Raw genomic sequence first — 15,626 nt, forward strand, 5'->3', positions numbered from 1 at the left:
AAATGGAGAGTTTTCACATGGAAGAATACGATCTGATTATCATTGGGGGAGGACCTGCCGGATTAACTGCAGGAATATACGCTGGAAGGCAAGGAATGAATGCAGTAATACTGGAAAGGATGACTGGAGCAGGCTCCGGTTATATGGTTCCAATTATGGAGAACTACCCCGGTTTTGATGTGATATCTGGAAAGGAACTACTGGAGAAGATGAGAAAACAGGTGGAAAAACACATCCCTATTAAAAACATGGAGGAAGTTCGAAAAATCAGTAAAAATGATCCCTCTGGTATTCTAGTAACCACCACTAAAGGAGAATATAAGGCAAAGGCTGTGATGATATCCACAGGAAGTCATCACAGAAGACTGAATGTGCCGGGTGAGTTTGAATTCCTGGGTCGTGGAGTTTCATATTGTGCCACCTGTGACGGACCCCTGTTCAAGGGTAAGAACGTTATCGTGGTGGGAGGAGGAAATGCCGCAGTTCAGGAAGCAATCTACTTAAAAGACCTGGATTGCAACGTAACCATCATACACCGCAGAGACCAGTTAAGGGCTGAAAAATATCTTCAGAATAAATTAAAAGAACACGAAATTCCCGTAATCTGGGATTCGGCAGTGGAAGAGATCAATGGTAAACAGGCAGTTAGCAGTGTATCTCTCATCAACCGTAAAACCCAGGAGAAGAATGATTTCCCAACTGATGGGGTATTCATTGCTGTGGGAGAAGAGCCCCTTAATCAAGTAGCCATAACTGCCGGTGTGGAACTGGACAAAGGGGGTTACATAGTAACTGATAAGCACCAGCGAACTAACATTCCGGGAATCTACGCTGCTGGAGATATAACCGGTGGAATCAAACAGTGGGTTGTAGCCTGTGCTGAAGGAGCGGTGGCTGCATTGATTGCCTTTGTAGAAGTGACTGAGGAATCCGAGATAAGCTGTAAGGATTAAGTTGTAAGAGATAAAGATGTAAAACTTCCATTGATTACTCAATCGATGATATTACTTTAAATTAAATTATTTTAATTATTCTACAGGATAACATGAAAAAAAGGATAAAATTTGGACCAGCAGGCAATCCAATAGGTTTTAAGGGTCAAACAGTCAATGTTTGTGATTATATCCGTGACATAGGCTTGGAAGCCTATGAATATCAGGCCACGTATGGAGTGAAGATTCAAAAACAATCTGGTCTTAAACTGGGTGAAAATGCCCGTTCTAACAATGTAAGGATTTCAATGCATGGACCTTACTACATCAATTTAGCTGCTCAAAAAGACGATGTTTTGGAAAGATCCATTGAAAGACTGGTTCAATCAGCCCAAGCAGCAGAGTGGATAGGCGCCTATCGTATTGTTTTCCACCCCGGATTTTACACAAAATACACTCCACTTGAGGCATTAAACCGATGCAAAGGAGCAATAACTGAGCTTCTGGAAAAGTTGGATACCATGGGAATAAAAAAATTCACCTTCGCACCGGAAACCACTGGAAAAAGATCACAACTGGGTAATCTGGATGCAATCATCGACATATGTCAGTCATTTGACCATTTTTCCCCCACCATAGACTTTGCCCACCTTCACGCCAGGGGCAGGGGTTGTATAAAAGGAGCAGATGATTATCATCGAATCTTAACCCGGTTAGAAGAAGGATTGGATGGAATAGGTAAAGGCAAGGAAGCACTTCACTGCCACTTTACCCGGATTGAGTACACTGATGCTGGTGAAAGAAAACACCACGTTATGATGGAAGAAGAATATGGCCCACCTTTAGAACCTCTCCTCCAGGAACTGGTTGATTGTGGTTGGGATGCTACTATTATCTGTGAAACACCCCTACTGGAGCAGGATGCGCTGGTAATGAAAGATGTTTATAAAAAAGTGTTAAATGGTTAATTACTACTATTTTTAGGCATTTTTTATTTTTTTAAGGACTTTTGGCTTGAATTTGTCCAAAATATCTAAACTTTGTTTAAAAGAGATTGTTTTGACAGAATTTATTCTAAGTTTCTTTATGTGGATGATTAACAATTATATATTAATCAAACAATAATACTATCAGAGATTAAAATTGGTGATTAAATGGAAGAGCAGTTTTTGGTTAAAAGTCTAATGAAAGATGATTATGTTGAAGAAGATCACTTGCTGCTTTTGGTCACTGATTTAATTGAAGAATACGTTTTAACAAAGATTATCAATGAATTTAAAGATGAAGATGTGGATTATTTAAAGGTAAAAGATCGTCAATTGAGATGGTTAGCTGCTAAAGCAAGATTCAGGGCAGTTAAGATAAAATAGTCGGAAATAATTTTTTTATAAATTCTTTTTTATAAATAATTCAAATTATTATTGTAAATCTAATTTTTTCAATCCATTCAATTTATCAATTTTTATTAATTTATAGTTTAATTTAATCCCTACTATTTTCGGTCCATTTTTATCCTATTAAATTTAATCCTTGTTATTTTAGAGTATTTTCCTTATTTAGCTAATTATTCAATTACAAAACGGCAGTACTTATCTCCAAGAGCGTAACATTTTGTTTCTTTAACCTTTGCTTTTTCATTATTATAAAGACTGAATAATGATTCGAGGATACCACTATCAAAAGCACAAGCTGGCCTACCAAGATAAGGCAGTCCACTACATTCAAAACAGTCCTGGACGCTTATGGTTAAAGGTTCAAGGGTTTTAATGGTCACGGTTCCCAGGCTGTGTGTCTGCCAGAAACTGGCAATGTTTCCCAGAAAAGTATCCTTATTTGGATCTTTAACTTTTTCATAAAGGGCTTCTCCCACCTTTAAACCTGCTTCGTGAAGTATGGGGTCTATATCCACTCCCTGGGTGAGCAGTGAAATCCGGATGGTGTGAAATATCAGTCGGAAGAACTCAAAGGGGTCATTTTCACTTGAAATGTACCTCTGGATATAGGCACTAATGTCTTCCTGAAGTTGTTCTCTTTGCAGTTTGCCGATGTATTCTGATTGGATGAAAAATATCTTTTTCCTAGCATCATACGGGTCAACCCGGGAACTAATTATTCCTTCTCGGGACAATGATTTAAGATGACTGGATACAGTTGATTTTGCACGGCCAGAAAACTTAACTAACTCATCAAAGCTGAGATCACCCTCACGGAGCATGGATAAAATTTTAACCCTGACAGGGCTTTTAACTGCTTTCACGCCACTGGGGGTGGCGAAAAGTTCGATCTGGATATTTTCAGAATTAGAAATATGATTATCATTCTTTATATCACTATTATTCTCATTTATGCTGCTAGTTATGTCCCCCTCTATGGTAGGGGGGTCGTGATTTATGTTATTTTTTACCATTTTTCATCCTTTAACTTGTTTATCATTAATTGATTGTTCCAGTTATTATTTTTACTATTCATTATTTGATTCACTGGCCTCTTTCACAGCGGAAACAGAGATCTGTATCCCGATCAGTTTTGAAGGTCATACCGCATTTTTTGCAGGTAACATCCCGTAAGGATGATTTGTTTTCAATAATTTCCAGTGCACATGAACATTTCCAACCCATTTTCCCCTTTAAAGCCTGTTCAAATGCTTTGTCTTCGTCACATCCTTTTTTAGGCATTTAAATCCTCCTTTACTAATTTTACTTAATTTTTTATAATAGTTTGGTTTCAGCAGTTGGTTTAGGTACTTTAACTACTAAAAAACGGAGTTTCTTTTGACTTTCATTGTACCAGCAATGTGGTATATGGGCAGGACTATCTATTAATGTGTCCTTTGAAACCTCTTTTTTTTCATCCCCAATTTCTACTATGCCCTTACCCTCTAAAACATAGAAAAAAACATCCACAGGAGTAATATGTTTTTTAAGTTTTTCACCAGGTTGGAGAGTTATATGCACTGTTAAAGCGTTTTTTGTATCATATAACTTTCTAACATCCACTTTGTGAGGAGTGTCCATAACTGGACTTTTTTCCATTTCAATTATATTCATAGGAACACCCGCATTGTTATACTTATTTTTTAATTAATTCTAGTGGCAATAATTTAAGTGGACCTGTAAAATTATTTTTTTCACAAAAATTTATCCTCCCTAAAAAATGAGGGAAATGAGGTAATTATTCCCCCATTATGGTCTTGATATCTTCTTCTGGATCTCCAATTGGTTTCAAGTCGTAATTTTCTACCAGAACTTTCAGAATGTCATCGTTGGCCCATGCAGGGAGAATAGGTCCAATGTACATTCCTTTAATGTTCAGGGCCAGTAAACTCCAGAGAATTGCAGCTGCTTTTTGTTCCATCCAGCTTAGAACAATGGTTAATGGCAGTTCATTGAGTTCCACACCGAATAGTTCAGTTAGGGCCACTGCAATATCTACTGCAACTATGGCATCGTTACACTGTCCCAGGTCTATCAGTCGGGGCACACCTTCAATATCCCCTAAATCCATGTCGTTGAAACGGTATTTTCCACAGGCCAGTGTCAGAACTACTGTTTCTTTAGGGAGTTTCTCCACAAATTCGGTGTAGTATTTTGCCTGAGGTTTTGGAGAGTCACATCCACCCACCAGGATGAACTGTTTTATTTTACCCGCTTCTACCAGTTCTTTAATTTTTGGAGCGAGGGATAGAACGGTTGAAGCTCCGAATCCAGTGGTTAGTACAGTGTCTCGTGGTTCATCTTCCAGTTCCGGAAGCTCCAGGGCTTTTTCAATTACTGGGGTGAAATCATTGTCATCTATATGTTGCACTCCAGGTAACTGGGCTACCCCACTGGTGAACATTCTTTCTTTGTATTCCTCTCTGGGTAAGAGTACACAGTTTGAAGTTCCCAGGATAGCAACCGGGTATTTGGAGAAAGTCTGTTTCTGGTCAAACCAGGGTCCTCCCAGCTGTCCCACCAAGTGTTTATATTTCTTAAGTCCAGGGTATCCGTGGGCTGGTAACATTTCAGAGTGAGTGTATATGTTAATTCCCTTTCCTTCAGTTTGTTTCAGGAGTTCTTCCAGGTTTTTGAGGCTGTGTCCAGTGACTACAATGCCGGGTCCTTTAACTGATCCAACCGGTACTTCGGTGGGTACAGGTTCGCCGTAGGTTTCAATATGGGCCTTTTTAAGTAGTTGCATGGTTTTAATATTCATTTTACCAGCTTCTATGGCCAGTTCCACCAGGTCTGCGGCGTCGAAGTTGACATTGGTCAAAGTAGAGAAGAAACCCTTCTCCAGGAATGCATCCACCTCATCATCAGTATATCCCAGTTCACGGGCATGGTATAGATAAGCTGATATTCCTTTTATGGCAAATAGCAGGTTGTCCTGCAGTCGGGCCACAGTGGGCTGTTTTCCACATACTCCTACAACGGTACAACCAGTTTCACGGGCTGTTTGTGAACACTGGTAACAGAACATATCTAATGCACCTTCTTTCTCCATTTTATCTCCTCCTTGATTATTTTCAACCGTTTGGGGTTTTTTAAACAAGTCAATGAATCCCATATTCTTTGCTCCTTGATAAATCGCGTCCTACATGTTATTTATTGTTCTACTGGTATCGAATAGTTCTACATATATCGAATGTTCTATACTTATAGAACAAACTATTTAAAATTTTTGGATTTAACCTCCTGAATAACACCCATCTATGTTAAGTTATTCTTCCTGAGAAGGCAATAGAATGGTTCATTCAGTTGAAATTTAATAAGAACGGTTTTTTTATCAAATACAAAGCCAAAATGGGGTAGACAAAAGATAATTCCCAATCAAAATAGTATTATTCGATATCAAATAAGGGATATGTTGATGGTTTAGCTGAAAATAAAGTGCATATTGATTATAAAATAAAATTATATTTTTCACATTAATTTTGAGTTAATTGATCAATTTACTGTCATATTATCCTAATTTTTAAGAAATGAAAAAACTCTTAAATAACTAACATCTATATATAAATCTTACAAATAATCTATATATAAATTCAACATTATAAAATCAGTTTTATTTCTTAAATCTAATATTTAACAAAATAAGAATTTATCATGCCATTATTTGAAAAAAGGCGTAAAAATGTGATATATTGAAACTCAACAACATAACTCCTGATCCGATTGTATCTGAAAAAAAGACCTCCACTGGTCTGGAAGAAGTCGGGAAAGAAACCAAAATGGTGGTACTTCAATCCATTGGTTATCCTTTCCTGTGCAACCTGGTGGAAAATCCTAAGATCGAAATATTCGATAATGAACTTTTCGAACTCTATGCTCGGGAACAATGGGTAGGCTCCACAGTAAAAGAAGGTTCATTTCTTTTTGACCAGAAATTACTGCCAGATTTTGCTTTCAAGGTAATTAAAGCCCATCCAGATGATTCCCGGATAACTCAAAACACTTCCATACTCCTGATGGAGGTGGAAGAGGTTCGTGAGATTAAAAAAATCGAAAGCGACCTTAAAATGAGTGATGTTATTGGCCAGGAACGGGCCAAGACCAAATGTAAGATTATAACCAAATATTTGAAGGAACCAGAAACCTTCCAGGAATGGGCACCAAAGAATGTATTGTTCCATGGTACACCTGGTACTGGTAAAACCATGCTGGCTAAATCATTATCCCATGAACTTCAGGTTCCCCTTTTCCTGGTTAAAGCCACCAGTCTCATAGGAGAACATGTGGGTGATGGAGCACGCCAGATACACGACCTTTTCGATGCAGCATCAGCCTGTGGACCTGCAGTTATTTTCATTGATGAAATAGACGCCATTGGCCTGGACCGTAAATACCAGTCCCTGAGAGGAGATGTTTCTGAGGTGGTCAATGCCCTGTTAACCGAACTGGATGGTATCAACCCCAACCTGGGAGTTGTAACCATTGGGGCCACTAACAATCCTCAATTATTGGATTATGCTCTAAGAAGCAGGTTTGAAGAGGAAATAGAATTCACGCTCCCTGATGAGGATGAAAGAAGAAAGATTCTGGAAATGTACATAAAATCAATGCCTTTACCAGTTGACACTGATGCGAAGAAACTGGCTAGCATATCCAAGGGTATGTCTGGCCGAGACATCAAGGACCGGCTGCTTAAAGTGGCACTGCATAAGGCAATATCTGAAGATCAGGACAGTGTAACCTGGGATAACTTCCAGTACGCACTTAAACATCATGAAAAAGAGAAAAATGAACCTAAAAATATGTTTGCCTGAATCATATGTATTTAATGGGGAATTTATTTCCAATCTCTCTTTTTTTTAATCCCCTTTTTTCATTTCTTATTTTAATCCCTTATTTTGAAATTATTTTGTATTTTTTTCTTTTTTTAACTAGATGTACTATATTTGACGTTCAAACATGGTATATTATTATATCTATTTTGATCATATAATCTGCTTATAAACTTCTGAAATATTTTAAAAGAGTCCTTAAATAATAATTCTAATTATTTAAGATATAAATAATAATTTAAGATAAAATTAACAGGATTGGTTAGAGAGATATTGTGAAAAACAGTTTATATAAGTTTAAATTTAATATCAGTAATTAAATTCATTATCTAACAAGATCCCCCTAATTTATCCATATGGCAATTTAAATAGAGTTTTTAGGGGATGCAGGTGTTCTCTGTGAAATTAAAGTCCATTATAAAAGATTCAATATTTTATTCAGTCTCTGATTGGCGTAATTTTTTAGTACTAGGGTTAATATTATTTTTAACCGATCATATTATAGGGCTTGATGATTTTTCACCATTGTGGGGCTTATTTGGCTTTTTAATAATTATTATTCTTTTATTTTTGTCATTTATGGAGGTCGGATATGGTTTTCGTATAGTGGAGGAAACAGTACAGGGATCAACTCGACCTCCCAGTTTCCACCATCCCTTAAACTTGTTCACTCATGGAATCAAGGAAAGCGTGATCCTAATCGTTTACTTTATCATTCCGGTCATCCTCTTTATTTTTGGATTTGCTGAGATTGTGGACATGACTAACCTTGATTTTGGGCCACTGAACACTTATTTAACAATAATCATTGCATTATTTTTCTTTCTTTGTTTTAACATTACGATGCAGGGTGCAATTCTAACCATGGCTCATCATGAGGGGAGCCTTCGCTGGGGTTTTAACTTAACTCATGTATTTAGAAAAATACGCAGCGTAGGTCTAAAAAATATGGTTGTGGTCTCTTTTATCACCATAGTCATCCTTTACATTGTCAGAGGATTAATTTTTGACACCCTCCATGGAATTCCGTATTTGGGTTCCACAGTGGGGGATGTCATTTCTACAGTACTAATCGCTCCTTTTCTAATGATATTCACCACACGTTTACTAGGCTTGATTGATGTACCGGATAAATCGCCAGATGAAGAAATAAATGATTTATAAAATTAAATATTTTTTTTTAAATATGATCTGTTATTTTTGTCAAAAAGAGTTCATGTAAACAGTTTATATTAGAGAATCTAAAATTAATTTCGCGAATCTACAATATTGGTAGTAGAATATGTTGCTTAGGTTGATTTGATGCAGTCAAAAACTGACAAACATCATTTAATTAATAAATAGTATAAATTAAATGATAGGTTCAATTAGTTAATCTAATCTGAACCATGCTGGAGTTGATTAAATTCATGGACATTTTAGAAGATTTATAGAATTATTTTTTATGGATATTTTAGGAGGATTCTAATGAATTATTTTTAGGAGATTTATGGAATTGATTCATAGATTTTTTAAGATAACTTTAATTTAACTTTTTAATCAAAATTAGTAATTATTAGGGGTATAAAAATTATCTAAAAATTATCAGCGAGTTTCATCCTTAAAAATATACTTTGCAGCTTCTAAAACATCCTTATCATCATTTTCTGCTGCTTCTTTTAAATTATGGATTATATCATAAAAAACACGATCAACTACCACTTTGGTAAGGTCATCAACCACCTTCTCCTTGCCGTTCATGTCTCCCAGCATGCGAAGTGCCTTTTTGGTTTCTCTTTGCCTGATTACTTCGGCCTGGGATCTGATATCTCCAATAATGGGTTTTACTTCCAGATGCCGCAGGGATGTTTCCAAAAGCTGCAATTCCTCAGCAATAATCTTTTCAGCTTCACATGCCTCACGTTCCCTCATTTTCCTGTTTTTATCGGCAATATCACGGAGATCATCTATGTTGTAAAGTCTCACTCCCAACTGAGCCACATCCTCCTCAATATCCCTTGGATTGGCAATATCAACCATCACCATTTTCTCCAGGTTTTCAGCAGGAACAGATGCTTCCACCTTTTCTTGAGTAAGTATGGGGTGAGGAGCTCCGGTTGCACATATGATCACATCTGCATCATACATAGCCTCAGCCAGACGGTCAAAATGAATTGCACTTCCCTCTAATTCCTTAGCAAGACAAACTGCCCGATTATAGGTACGGTTAGCCACCACGATTGCCTTGAGGTGTTTTTCCACCAGGGCTTTAGCCACCAGGGTTCCCATTTTACCTGCCCCTATAATCAGCACTTTCTTACATTTGAGATCACCTAGAACAGATTCTGCCAGGTTAACTGCTGCAGAACCAATGGAAACTGATCCCTGATTTATTCGTGTTTTCTTCCGCACTGCCTGTCCTACGTGTACGGCTTTGGTGAAGATGGTCCCTAAAACTGGGCCACAATGTTTTTCCTTGATACTGGTTTTATGGGCCTCTTTCAACTGGCCCAGTATCTGATCCTCTCCAATGATCATGGATTCCAATCCGCAGGAAAGTTTAAGAACATGTTCAAGGGCTTTTTCATTCTTTTCGACTACCAGGCCACCCCAGTGGTAATCCAAATAACATTCATCCAGAATCAGGTAAAGTTCGGCACGGTTACAGGTTTTTAGAAGAATGTACTCCTTTACTGAGTGATCTTCCTGTATTTTCGCGAATATTTCATCCAATTTATGGGTGGATTCCTCTATTTTGCGAATATCCGCTGTTTTATGGTCGATCCTGATGTTAAGAATCACTCTAGCCCTCCTAAAACTGGAAAACGTTAGGTTTTCATAATAATTATATTACTCTAAGTTAATTTTGTAATAATAATGGTCAAGATTGTCTTCCGATTGTAGTTTGAAATTAATATTTATGTATCAATATTGGGTTTCTAGAAGAAAGGTAACGTAATTCTGGGCTTCTTCCAGTTCACCTTTATCTAAAAATTCATTAATCTTCTTGTCATTTAATATTTGGTATAAATAATCGCGGCGGTTTTTTTGATCATGCACTTTTCCTTTGAGTAACTGGCGAGTGAAATGCTGAAGTTCCATTTTTAAAATATCTTCTTCCTGGATCATGGCCTGGATACGTTTTCGCAGCTGTCGTGCCATAATTGGACTTTTTCCCTGGGTGAAAATGGAAAACTGCACATCTTTAATAAAAAAAGAGGATGGAACAATAAAATTACCCTCTTCCGGATAATCAGCACGGTTTATGAGCTTATCTTTAGCTAGATGGGCTACTTCCTGGTTCAACTGCTGATCTCCACTGGCTACCACCACCAGATCAGCCCAATCAACCCATTTCGGAAGCTCTGAACTTGGTTGGGGAATGACTCCCATTTCTTCGAGCTCTTGGGGGACCTGACCTCCAGTCATAGTCAAATTAGCACCAGCCTCCAGGAAACGGATTGCTCTTCTTTGCCCAACTTCCCCTGCTCCAACCACCAAGACGTTTTTATCCTGCATCTCCAGGTAGAGCGGGGTCCATCCCATGGGTAACACTCCCTGGTTTATAACTCCAGGTTTTTCATCCTGAGAACCTTAATGGCAGTTTTCAGGTCGTTACCGCACTCTGAAAGAACCTGTGTTGCTTCCTCATTGGAAACACCGAATGTATCAGAAAGAGCTTTAATACTTTCTTCGTTATCTACAGTTTCATGACCTACCAGTTCCTGTGATAACTGGTGTTTTAGATCCATGTACTCTTCAGGACTCATATCGATCCTGCGCAGTACCATGTCCCGCAGTGGGCATGGTTTGGATGGTTTACAGCACCATACCAGGGATCCGAAACAGGTTCCTTCACCCTCACCCAGACGGGTTTTTTCTCCAAATTTTTCTTTAATCTCAATGTACTCTTGAGGAGTCATTTCAGCTTCTTCAAGAGCGAATACTATGGGGCAAGGCTTGACAGGAGGACAACAGAATGTTAAGGCTCTCTTGTCTCCACCTCGACACACATGTGATGGTGAATCTTCCCAGACCATCTTATTCCTCCTTTAACATTTTTTCTTTTTCTGAAGGGGTTAAATCTTCAACAATATCTTGAGGCAGACCAATTTTCAGGATCTTTCCACCTCTCATGAGGGCTGCACGGTCACAAACATCCAGCACAAAGTCCATATCATGGCTTATAATGAGGAAAGTTTGTTTAAGTTCATCCCTTGCTTTTCTGATTGAATCAGTAACCTGTACCCTGGTTATGGGGTCCATGGTACCGGTGGGTTCGTCTAAGATGACGATATTTGGTTCTTTAATTAGAACCTGGGCCAGTGCCACTCGATGTCTTTCTCCTCCACTTAACTCATCCGGATATTTGGTGATTATCTTTTCAGCATAAGCTTCATCGAAACCCACGGCATTCAAGACGTATAATGCTTTCATTTTAGCAAATTCTGCGGGTAGTTCCAGACTAATTGCTTCGGTGAGGTTTCCTAAAACGTTTCTGTGGGGATAAAGGCTGTACTCCTGGTGTAATATTCCAAGGTATGGTTTAACACGGCCTCTGCCGAATATACCTTTTTCGGTCATGTCGATCCAGTTGTCCCCTAATTTAACCATTATCTGGCCACTGCTGGGATCGGTGAGACCATAAAGAATACGGGAAAGGGTGGTTTTACCTGCTCCTGAGAGTCCAACCACTCCAAATATTTCTCCTTGATCTACTTCCAGATCTATACCATCCACTGCCTTAACCACTCCCCGATCAATGGAATAGTAGTGTTTTTTTACTCCTTCCATTTTTATGATGGGGCCACCAGCCTTGAACTCGGTTTTCTTTTCAGGAAGGGGGACCTGTTTCATGAAACTTTTTACCACAGTTTCAGGGTCTCCTTCTTCCACAATTTCTCCCTTCTCTAACCAGATTACGTAATCAGATAGTTGTCGCATTACTTCTGGCCAGTGGGAAGTGATGACCATGGTGGTTCCCTTTTCTTTTACCCCTTTAATTAGGGCTTGATGTATGGATTCAGCAGTCTGAGGGTCAAGTGTACCAGTGGGTTCATCAGCTAAAAATATCATTGGTTCCTTGGCGATCTGCCTAGCCAGAACCACTCTCTGTTTTTCTCCACCTGAAAGATCACGTGCTATGTGGGTGATCCTGTGGGTCATCTGGGCCATATCCAGAAGATCAATGGCCATGTAGGTGCTTTCTTCTTCATCGTGTCCAGTGATTGATTTTATAACGTTATCTATAACTGTGTCATCTTCGTAAAGAGCAAATGTTCTCTGGAGCATGATGGCAATACGACGTTTGACTGCAGCGAAAAGTTTACGATCCGCATTCCAGAAATCAACTTTCTGAGCTTCAAAATTACATCCACATCCACAGAGTTTCCCTGCCATTGAAGGTGGTTCCACCCTCAGACATTCGGGGCAAACAGCCAAATTATAAATGATTCGGCCTTCGGTGGGGCGGTAGTCCTTCATTCCCCTTAACATGTTTATGAGGACTGACTTTCCAGAGCCACTTCTTCCCAGAATACCCAGGACAGCGCCTTCCTCTATGGTTATGTTCAGGTTTTTCAGGATTTCTACACCATCAAAGGTCTTGGTGACGTTTTCCAATTTTATAAAAGACATTTAACCACCTTCTTCAATAATAATAAATTAAATGAGTAGTTTATCTTATGGGCCTTATGTTCTCTTATTATTTTGATCCATTGTTTTTAATTTATATGATTTAATATTAAAAATTTTATATATAAAAAAATATTCACTGCTATATTAGGGATAGATCAAAGGGCAGTGTTCCGCCAATGGCAGCTCTGGCAATTGATATTCCATCTGCACCAGCAGCCAACATTTTCTGGGCGGATTCAACATCCCTAATTGAATTGTTACCAATAATGAACATAGAAGTTTCTGGACGGATGGATTTAATCAGGTCATAATCTGCTGAGTTAAAACCAGGTTTCATGGCATCTACATGTAAATAATCCGCTCCAACATGATCAATGGCCTGAACTACTTTAATTTCATCCACACCGGGGACATTTGCTCGTATTTTCACTGATACTTCACTCTTTGCCTTATTCACCACTTCTCTGGTGAATTTTTCCAGATGAGACAGGTTATTCAGGAGGGCCTGTCCACAGCCCAGATCAGTTATTTCCGGTTGCCTGCAGTGGGCGTTGATCTCCACCACATCCACATTTTTAAGTCGGGAAACTTCAATAATAGGATCTGGAGTCATGGCACGGAGATTAACTGAAACTATGCCGTTCCATGTGTCCTGATCCTTAAGGAGAAACGTTTCTTTTTCCAGGTGAGAAATTAATTCCCCTGGTTTTAAGTCAAACTCAGGTCTTCCACGTGCCAGGATGTCCTGTCCTGCATTGTGAGTGGGTTGATCGGCATTGTAACCTCCCAAGGTTACCATGTCAAACCCAAGCGTTGAAATGTCCCGGCAAAAAGTACCATCGGTGATACCGGCCATGGGAGCTAGGACTTCAATAAATTCCACTCCAATATGTTCTTAAATATAATTGTTGTTAGTTGAGTCAATCAAATCTTTGATTGAAAGGTTAGTATTTGATCATAAGGTTAGTATAATTAGCATCAACTGCTCATGAAGCTTCAAATATCATGAACTGTTTAATTTTCAAATTGATACTGAAAGACTATACAATCCGTTATTTTTTAATACTATCCATTAACTTTTTTATAAAAATTTCAATAGTGTGTAAATTTTATTCCTTCAAAACATGAACCAGATTGTAGGTGCAACCATCCCGAATTTCTTCTAGGGCTAGATCAGCAAGGTTAGCTGCTTTTTCAGCGGTAGGTGCTTTTCCAACGCCTGCTTTCAGGGCGATATTAATTTCTTCTTCAATTTCTTCAATTATGGTGAGCAGTCCTTCGGGATTCATACCATTACATGGAGACATGAAGTTATCTCCACCAATGAAAAAGAGCAAAGATCCCTTTTCAATTAATTTTTTCATGAGGAAGTGCTGAACTCGATTAACTATAAAAGAAGTGTCATACGCAGGAATGATATCGGTTAAGGAATCGGTGATTCCATTTATGTCAATATGGGCAATCTGCACAAAACTGTCATCTGGTTTCACCAGGCCTTCAATGGCCAGGATTTCGCTACGGTCCTCTGATTGGGCTCCACCATATTTTTGAAGTGCACTGGTGGCGCTTCTCTGTGCTTCGTAGGGAGTTTCGGCAGTTCCCACACCCATACTCACGGTTATGGGGTAACGGTTGTTGATGGACCTTTGAATACGCAGATGGTGATCCATGTCCACTCCGTTGGTAACCGCCAGCATGTTATCAAAGCGGGTGAAGAAAACCAGTCCCCCTTTGACTGCGAATTGCCTTTGCAGGTCGGCGTATAATTCTGCCTGCAATATCTGCAGGTCTGCTTCGGCCCTTGGTTTGGGGGTAACAGTCCAGGGTCCGTAGTTGTCAATTTGAATTAAAGTCATTTGTATCATATATTTTCACCCAAAATACATCTGGCTAAATTTATCTTATCTATGACATTGGTCATGATGGTCTCTGTTATCATGACATCTGATATTAGTCTTTCTATTTCTTTCTGATGATCTTTATCCACCAGGTCAATTATGAATTTATCCATAAAATCTTTATATATGTCAGCCACGCCCAGAGATGAAACTTCATGACCCATTGCCTGCATAAACTTAGCTGCAGGACCACTAACTGGTTTATCACCAACTATTGGGGATACACCAACAACATAAGAATTTTTAAGAGCTTTCCGAACACCTTTGGCTGATATTATGGGTCCTATGGATGTTATGGGATTTGAAGGTCCAATAACTACCATATCTGAGTTTTCAATTGACTCTATTAAACCTGGAGCAGGATCAACCTTCTGATAACTGATCTTGCGTACTTCTGGTTTTCCTTGGTTTTCAACCAGGAACTGGTGGAATTCCATTTCACCTAGATTGGTAGTTATGGTGATATGGGATTGCTGGTTGCTCATGGGAATTATTCTGGACTTGATTCCCAGTTCCCTTCTCTGGGTATCTACAGCTTCAGATAGGGAATGTTCTTTCATTAATATTGTTTTCTGGATTTTCAGGGCCCGGTCACGATCTCCAATCTTTAGGGTTTCCGGACACCCGATTTCCTTTAACCGGTCATGGGTTATAAAACTATCATCCTTAACTCCGTACCAAGTGTCTTCATTGATGATCCCGGCCAGGGTGTAAAGCACTGTATCCACATCAGGGGCCACGTAAACTCCTGAGAAATAATCATTCTCCACTGTGTTCACAATTACCGTGATATCTTCAGGATTTACCAACCCCATCATACCTTGAAGGAGTTTTGGAGTGCCGGTTCCACCGGAAAGCACGCTTATCATTTTTATCAACGTATAAACTAATTATCAATATTTGTTATAAACTACA

16 protein-coding genes are annotated in these 15,626 nt (G+C 38.8%); 5 read left to right on the forward strand and 11 right to left on the reverse strand.

Translation table 11 applies throughout. The annotated features are described in order from the left end of the window. Positions 1–17: 17 nt before the first annotated feature. From trxB to A994_RS04125, 3 genes are all read left to right on the forward strand, one after another. Positions 18–953 (forward strand): thioredoxin-disulfide reductase, encoded by a 936-nt coding sequence (gene trxB, locus A994_RS04115; protein WP_004030040.1) that lies wholly within the window; start codon positions 18–20, stop codon positions 951–953. A 92-nt stretch (positions 954–1,045) separates the two neighbouring features. Next, the gene (locus A994_RS04120; RefSeq protein WP_004030041.1) at positions 1,046–1,900 is read left to right on the forward strand and encodes a TIM barrel protein; all 855 of its coding nucleotides are present in this window, start codon (positions 1,046–1,048) and stop codon (positions 1,898–1,900) included. A 186-nt stretch (positions 1,901–2,086) separates the two neighbouring features. Beyond that, positions 2,087–2,302 carry a hypothetical protein gene (locus A994_RS04125; RefSeq protein ID WP_004030043.1) on the forward strand — a complete coding sequence of 72 codons (216 nt, stop codon included), beginning with the start codon at positions 2,087–2,089 and terminating at the stop codon, positions 2,300–2,302. A 194-nt stretch (positions 2,303–2,496) separates the two neighbouring features. On the opposite strand, the gene A994_RS04130 is transcribed toward A994_RS04125, so the two are convergent. From A994_RS04130 to hcp, 4 genes are all read right to left on the reverse strand, one after another. Continuing rightward, positions 2,497–3,339 (reverse strand): V4R domain-containing protein, encoded by an 843-nt coding sequence (locus A994_RS04130; RefSeq protein WP_004030044.1) that lies wholly within the window; start codon positions 3,337–3,339, stop codon positions 2,497–2,499. A gap of 70 nt (positions 3,340–3,409) precedes the next feature. Further along, positions 3,410–3,607, reverse strand: a complete 198-nt coding sequence (locus tag A994_RS04135; protein WP_004030046.1) for a hypothetical protein — start codon at positions 3,605–3,607, stop codon at positions 3,410–3,412. A gap of 33 nt (positions 3,608–3,640) precedes the next feature. After that, entirely contained in the window at positions 3,641–3,979 is a 339-nt protein-coding gene (locus A994_RS04140) for a cupin domain-containing protein (RefSeq protein ID WP_004030047.1), read from the reverse strand. Between the two features lie 124 nt (positions 3,980–4,103). Continuing rightward, positions 4,104–5,417, reverse strand: a complete 1,314-nt coding sequence (gene hcp / locus A994_RS04145) for a hydroxylamine reductase (RefSeq protein WP_202802584.1) — start codon at positions 5,415–5,417, stop codon at positions 4,104–4,106. A 640-nt stretch (positions 5,418–6,057) separates the two neighbouring features. Here hcp and A994_RS04150 point away from each other — a divergent pair. Both A994_RS04150 and A994_RS04155 read left to right on the forward strand, forming a co-directional pair. Then, entirely contained in the window at positions 6,058–7,179 is a 1,122-nt protein-coding gene (locus A994_RS04150) for an AAA family ATPase (RefSeq protein ID WP_004030049.1), read from the forward strand. A 402-nt stretch (positions 7,180–7,581) separates the two neighbouring features. After that, complete coding sequence (locus A994_RS04155; protein ID WP_048204071.1) at positions 7,582–8,361, forward strand: DUF4013 domain-containing protein; 780 nt, start codon at positions 7,582–7,584, stop codon at positions 8,359–8,361. Between the two features lie 420 nt (positions 8,362–8,781). On the opposite strand, the gene hemA is transcribed toward A994_RS04155, so the two are convergent. From hemA to cofD, 7 genes are all read right to left on the reverse strand, one after another. Further along, complete coding sequence (hemA, locus tag A994_RS04160; protein WP_004030051.1) at positions 8,782–9,978, reverse strand: glutamyl-tRNA reductase; 1,197 nt, start codon at positions 9,976–9,978, stop codon at positions 8,782–8,784. Between the two features lie 123 nt (positions 9,979–10,101). Further along, positions 10,102–10,722, reverse strand: a complete 621-nt coding sequence (locus A994_RS04165; protein WP_004030052.1) for a precorrin-2 dehydrogenase/sirohydrochlorin ferrochelatase family protein — start codon at positions 10,720–10,722, stop codon at positions 10,102–10,104. Positions 10,723–10,739: 17 nt separating this feature from the next. Continuing rightward, the gene (locus A994_RS04170) at positions 10,740–11,216 is read right to left on the reverse strand and encodes a methanogenesis marker 9 domain-containing protein (RefSeq protein WP_004030053.1); all 477 of its coding nucleotides are present in this window, start codon (positions 11,214–11,216) and stop codon (positions 10,740–10,742) included. A 1-nt stretch (position 11,217) separates the two neighbouring features. Beyond that, a complete protein-coding gene (atwA, locus tag A994_RS04175; RefSeq protein WP_004030054.1) occupies positions 11,218–12,813 on the reverse strand; it encodes a methyl coenzyme M reductase system, component A2 in 1,596 nt (531 codons plus the stop codon). A 139-nt stretch (positions 12,814–12,952) separates the two neighbouring features. Beyond that, positions 12,953–13,669 (reverse strand): MJ0144 family RNA dihydrouridine synthase-like protein, encoded by a 717-nt coding sequence (locus A994_RS04180; protein WP_048204072.1) that lies wholly within the window; start codon positions 13,667–13,669, stop codon positions 12,953–12,955. Positions 13,670–13,922: 253 nt separating this feature from the next. Next, positions 13,923–14,678, reverse strand: coding sequence for a GTP cyclohydrolase III (locus A994_RS04185; protein ID WP_004030057.1), 756 nt, complete (start codon positions 14,676–14,678; stop codon positions 13,923–13,925). Next, positions 14,675–15,580 (reverse strand): 2-phospho-L-lactate transferase, encoded by a 906-nt coding sequence (gene cofD / locus A994_RS04190; protein WP_004030058.1) that lies wholly within the window; start codon positions 15,578–15,580, stop codon positions 14,675–14,677. Before cofD ends, A994_RS04185 begins: the two co-directional genes overlap by 4 nt. Positions 15,581–15,626: the final 46 nt, after the last annotated feature.

Source organism: Methanobacterium formicicum DSM 3637, assembly GCF_000302455.1.
In the GTDB taxonomy this organism is placed as follows: domain Archaea; phylum Methanobacteriota; class Methanobacteria; order Methanobacteriales; family Methanobacteriaceae; genus Methanobacterium; species Methanobacterium formicicum_A.

What these genes read in the sequence shown, in the direction of transcription:
- trxB (WP_004030040.1), top strand. Translation starts at nt 18, where the DNA reads ATGGAAGAATACGATCTGATTATCATTGGGGGAGGACCTGCCGGATTA.
- A994_RS04120 (WP_004030041.1), top strand. Translation starts at nt 1,046, where the DNA reads ATGAAAAAAAGGATAAAATTTGGACCAGCAGGCAATCCAATAGGTTTT.
- A994_RS04125 (WP_004030043.1), top strand. Translation starts at nt 2,087, where the DNA reads ATGGAAGAGCAGTTTTTGGTTAAAAGTCTAATGAAAGATGATTATGTT.
- A994_RS04130 (WP_004030044.1), bottom strand. Translation starts at nt 3,339, where the DNA reads ATGGTAAAAAATAACATAAATCACGACCCCCCTACCATAGAGGGGGAC.
- A994_RS04135 (WP_004030046.1), bottom strand. Translation starts at nt 3,607, where the DNA reads ATGCCTAAAAAAGGATGTGACGAAGACAAAGCATTTGAACAGGCTTTA.
- A994_RS04140 (WP_004030047.1), bottom strand. Translation starts at nt 3,979, where the DNA reads ATGAATATAATTGAAATGGAAAAAAGTCCAGTTATGGACACTCCTCAC.
- hcp (WP_202802584.1), bottom strand. Translation starts at nt 5,417, where the DNA reads ATGGAGAAAGAAGGTGCATTAGATATGTTCTGTTACCAGTGTTCACAA.
- A994_RS04155 (WP_048204071.1), top strand. Translation starts at nt 7,582, where the DNA reads ATGCAGGTGTTCTCTGTGAAATTAAAGTCCATTATAAAAGATTCAATA.
- A994_RS04165 (WP_004030052.1), bottom strand. Translation starts at nt 10,722, where the DNA reads ATGGGATGGACCCCGCTCTACCTGGAGATGCAGGATAAAAACGTCTTG.
- A994_RS04170 (WP_004030053.1), bottom strand. Translation starts at nt 11,216, where the DNA reads ATGGTCTGGGAAGATTCACCATCACATGTGTGTCGAGGTGGAGACAAG.
- atwA (WP_004030054.1), bottom strand. Translation starts at nt 12,813, where the DNA reads ATGTCTTTTATAAAATTGGAAAACGTCACCAAGACCTTTGATGGTGTA.
- A994_RS04180 (WP_048204072.1), bottom strand. Translation starts at nt 13,669, where the DNA reads ATGGCCGGTATCACCGATGGTACTTTTTGCCGGGACATTTCAACGCTT.
- A994_RS04185 (WP_004030057.1), bottom strand. Translation starts at nt 14,678, where the DNA reads ATGATACAAATGACTTTAATTCAAATTGACAACTACGGACCCTGGACT.
- cofD (WP_004030058.1), bottom strand. Translation starts at nt 15,580, where the DNA reads ATGATAAGCGTGCTTTCCGGTGGAACCGGCACTCCAAAACTCCTTCAA.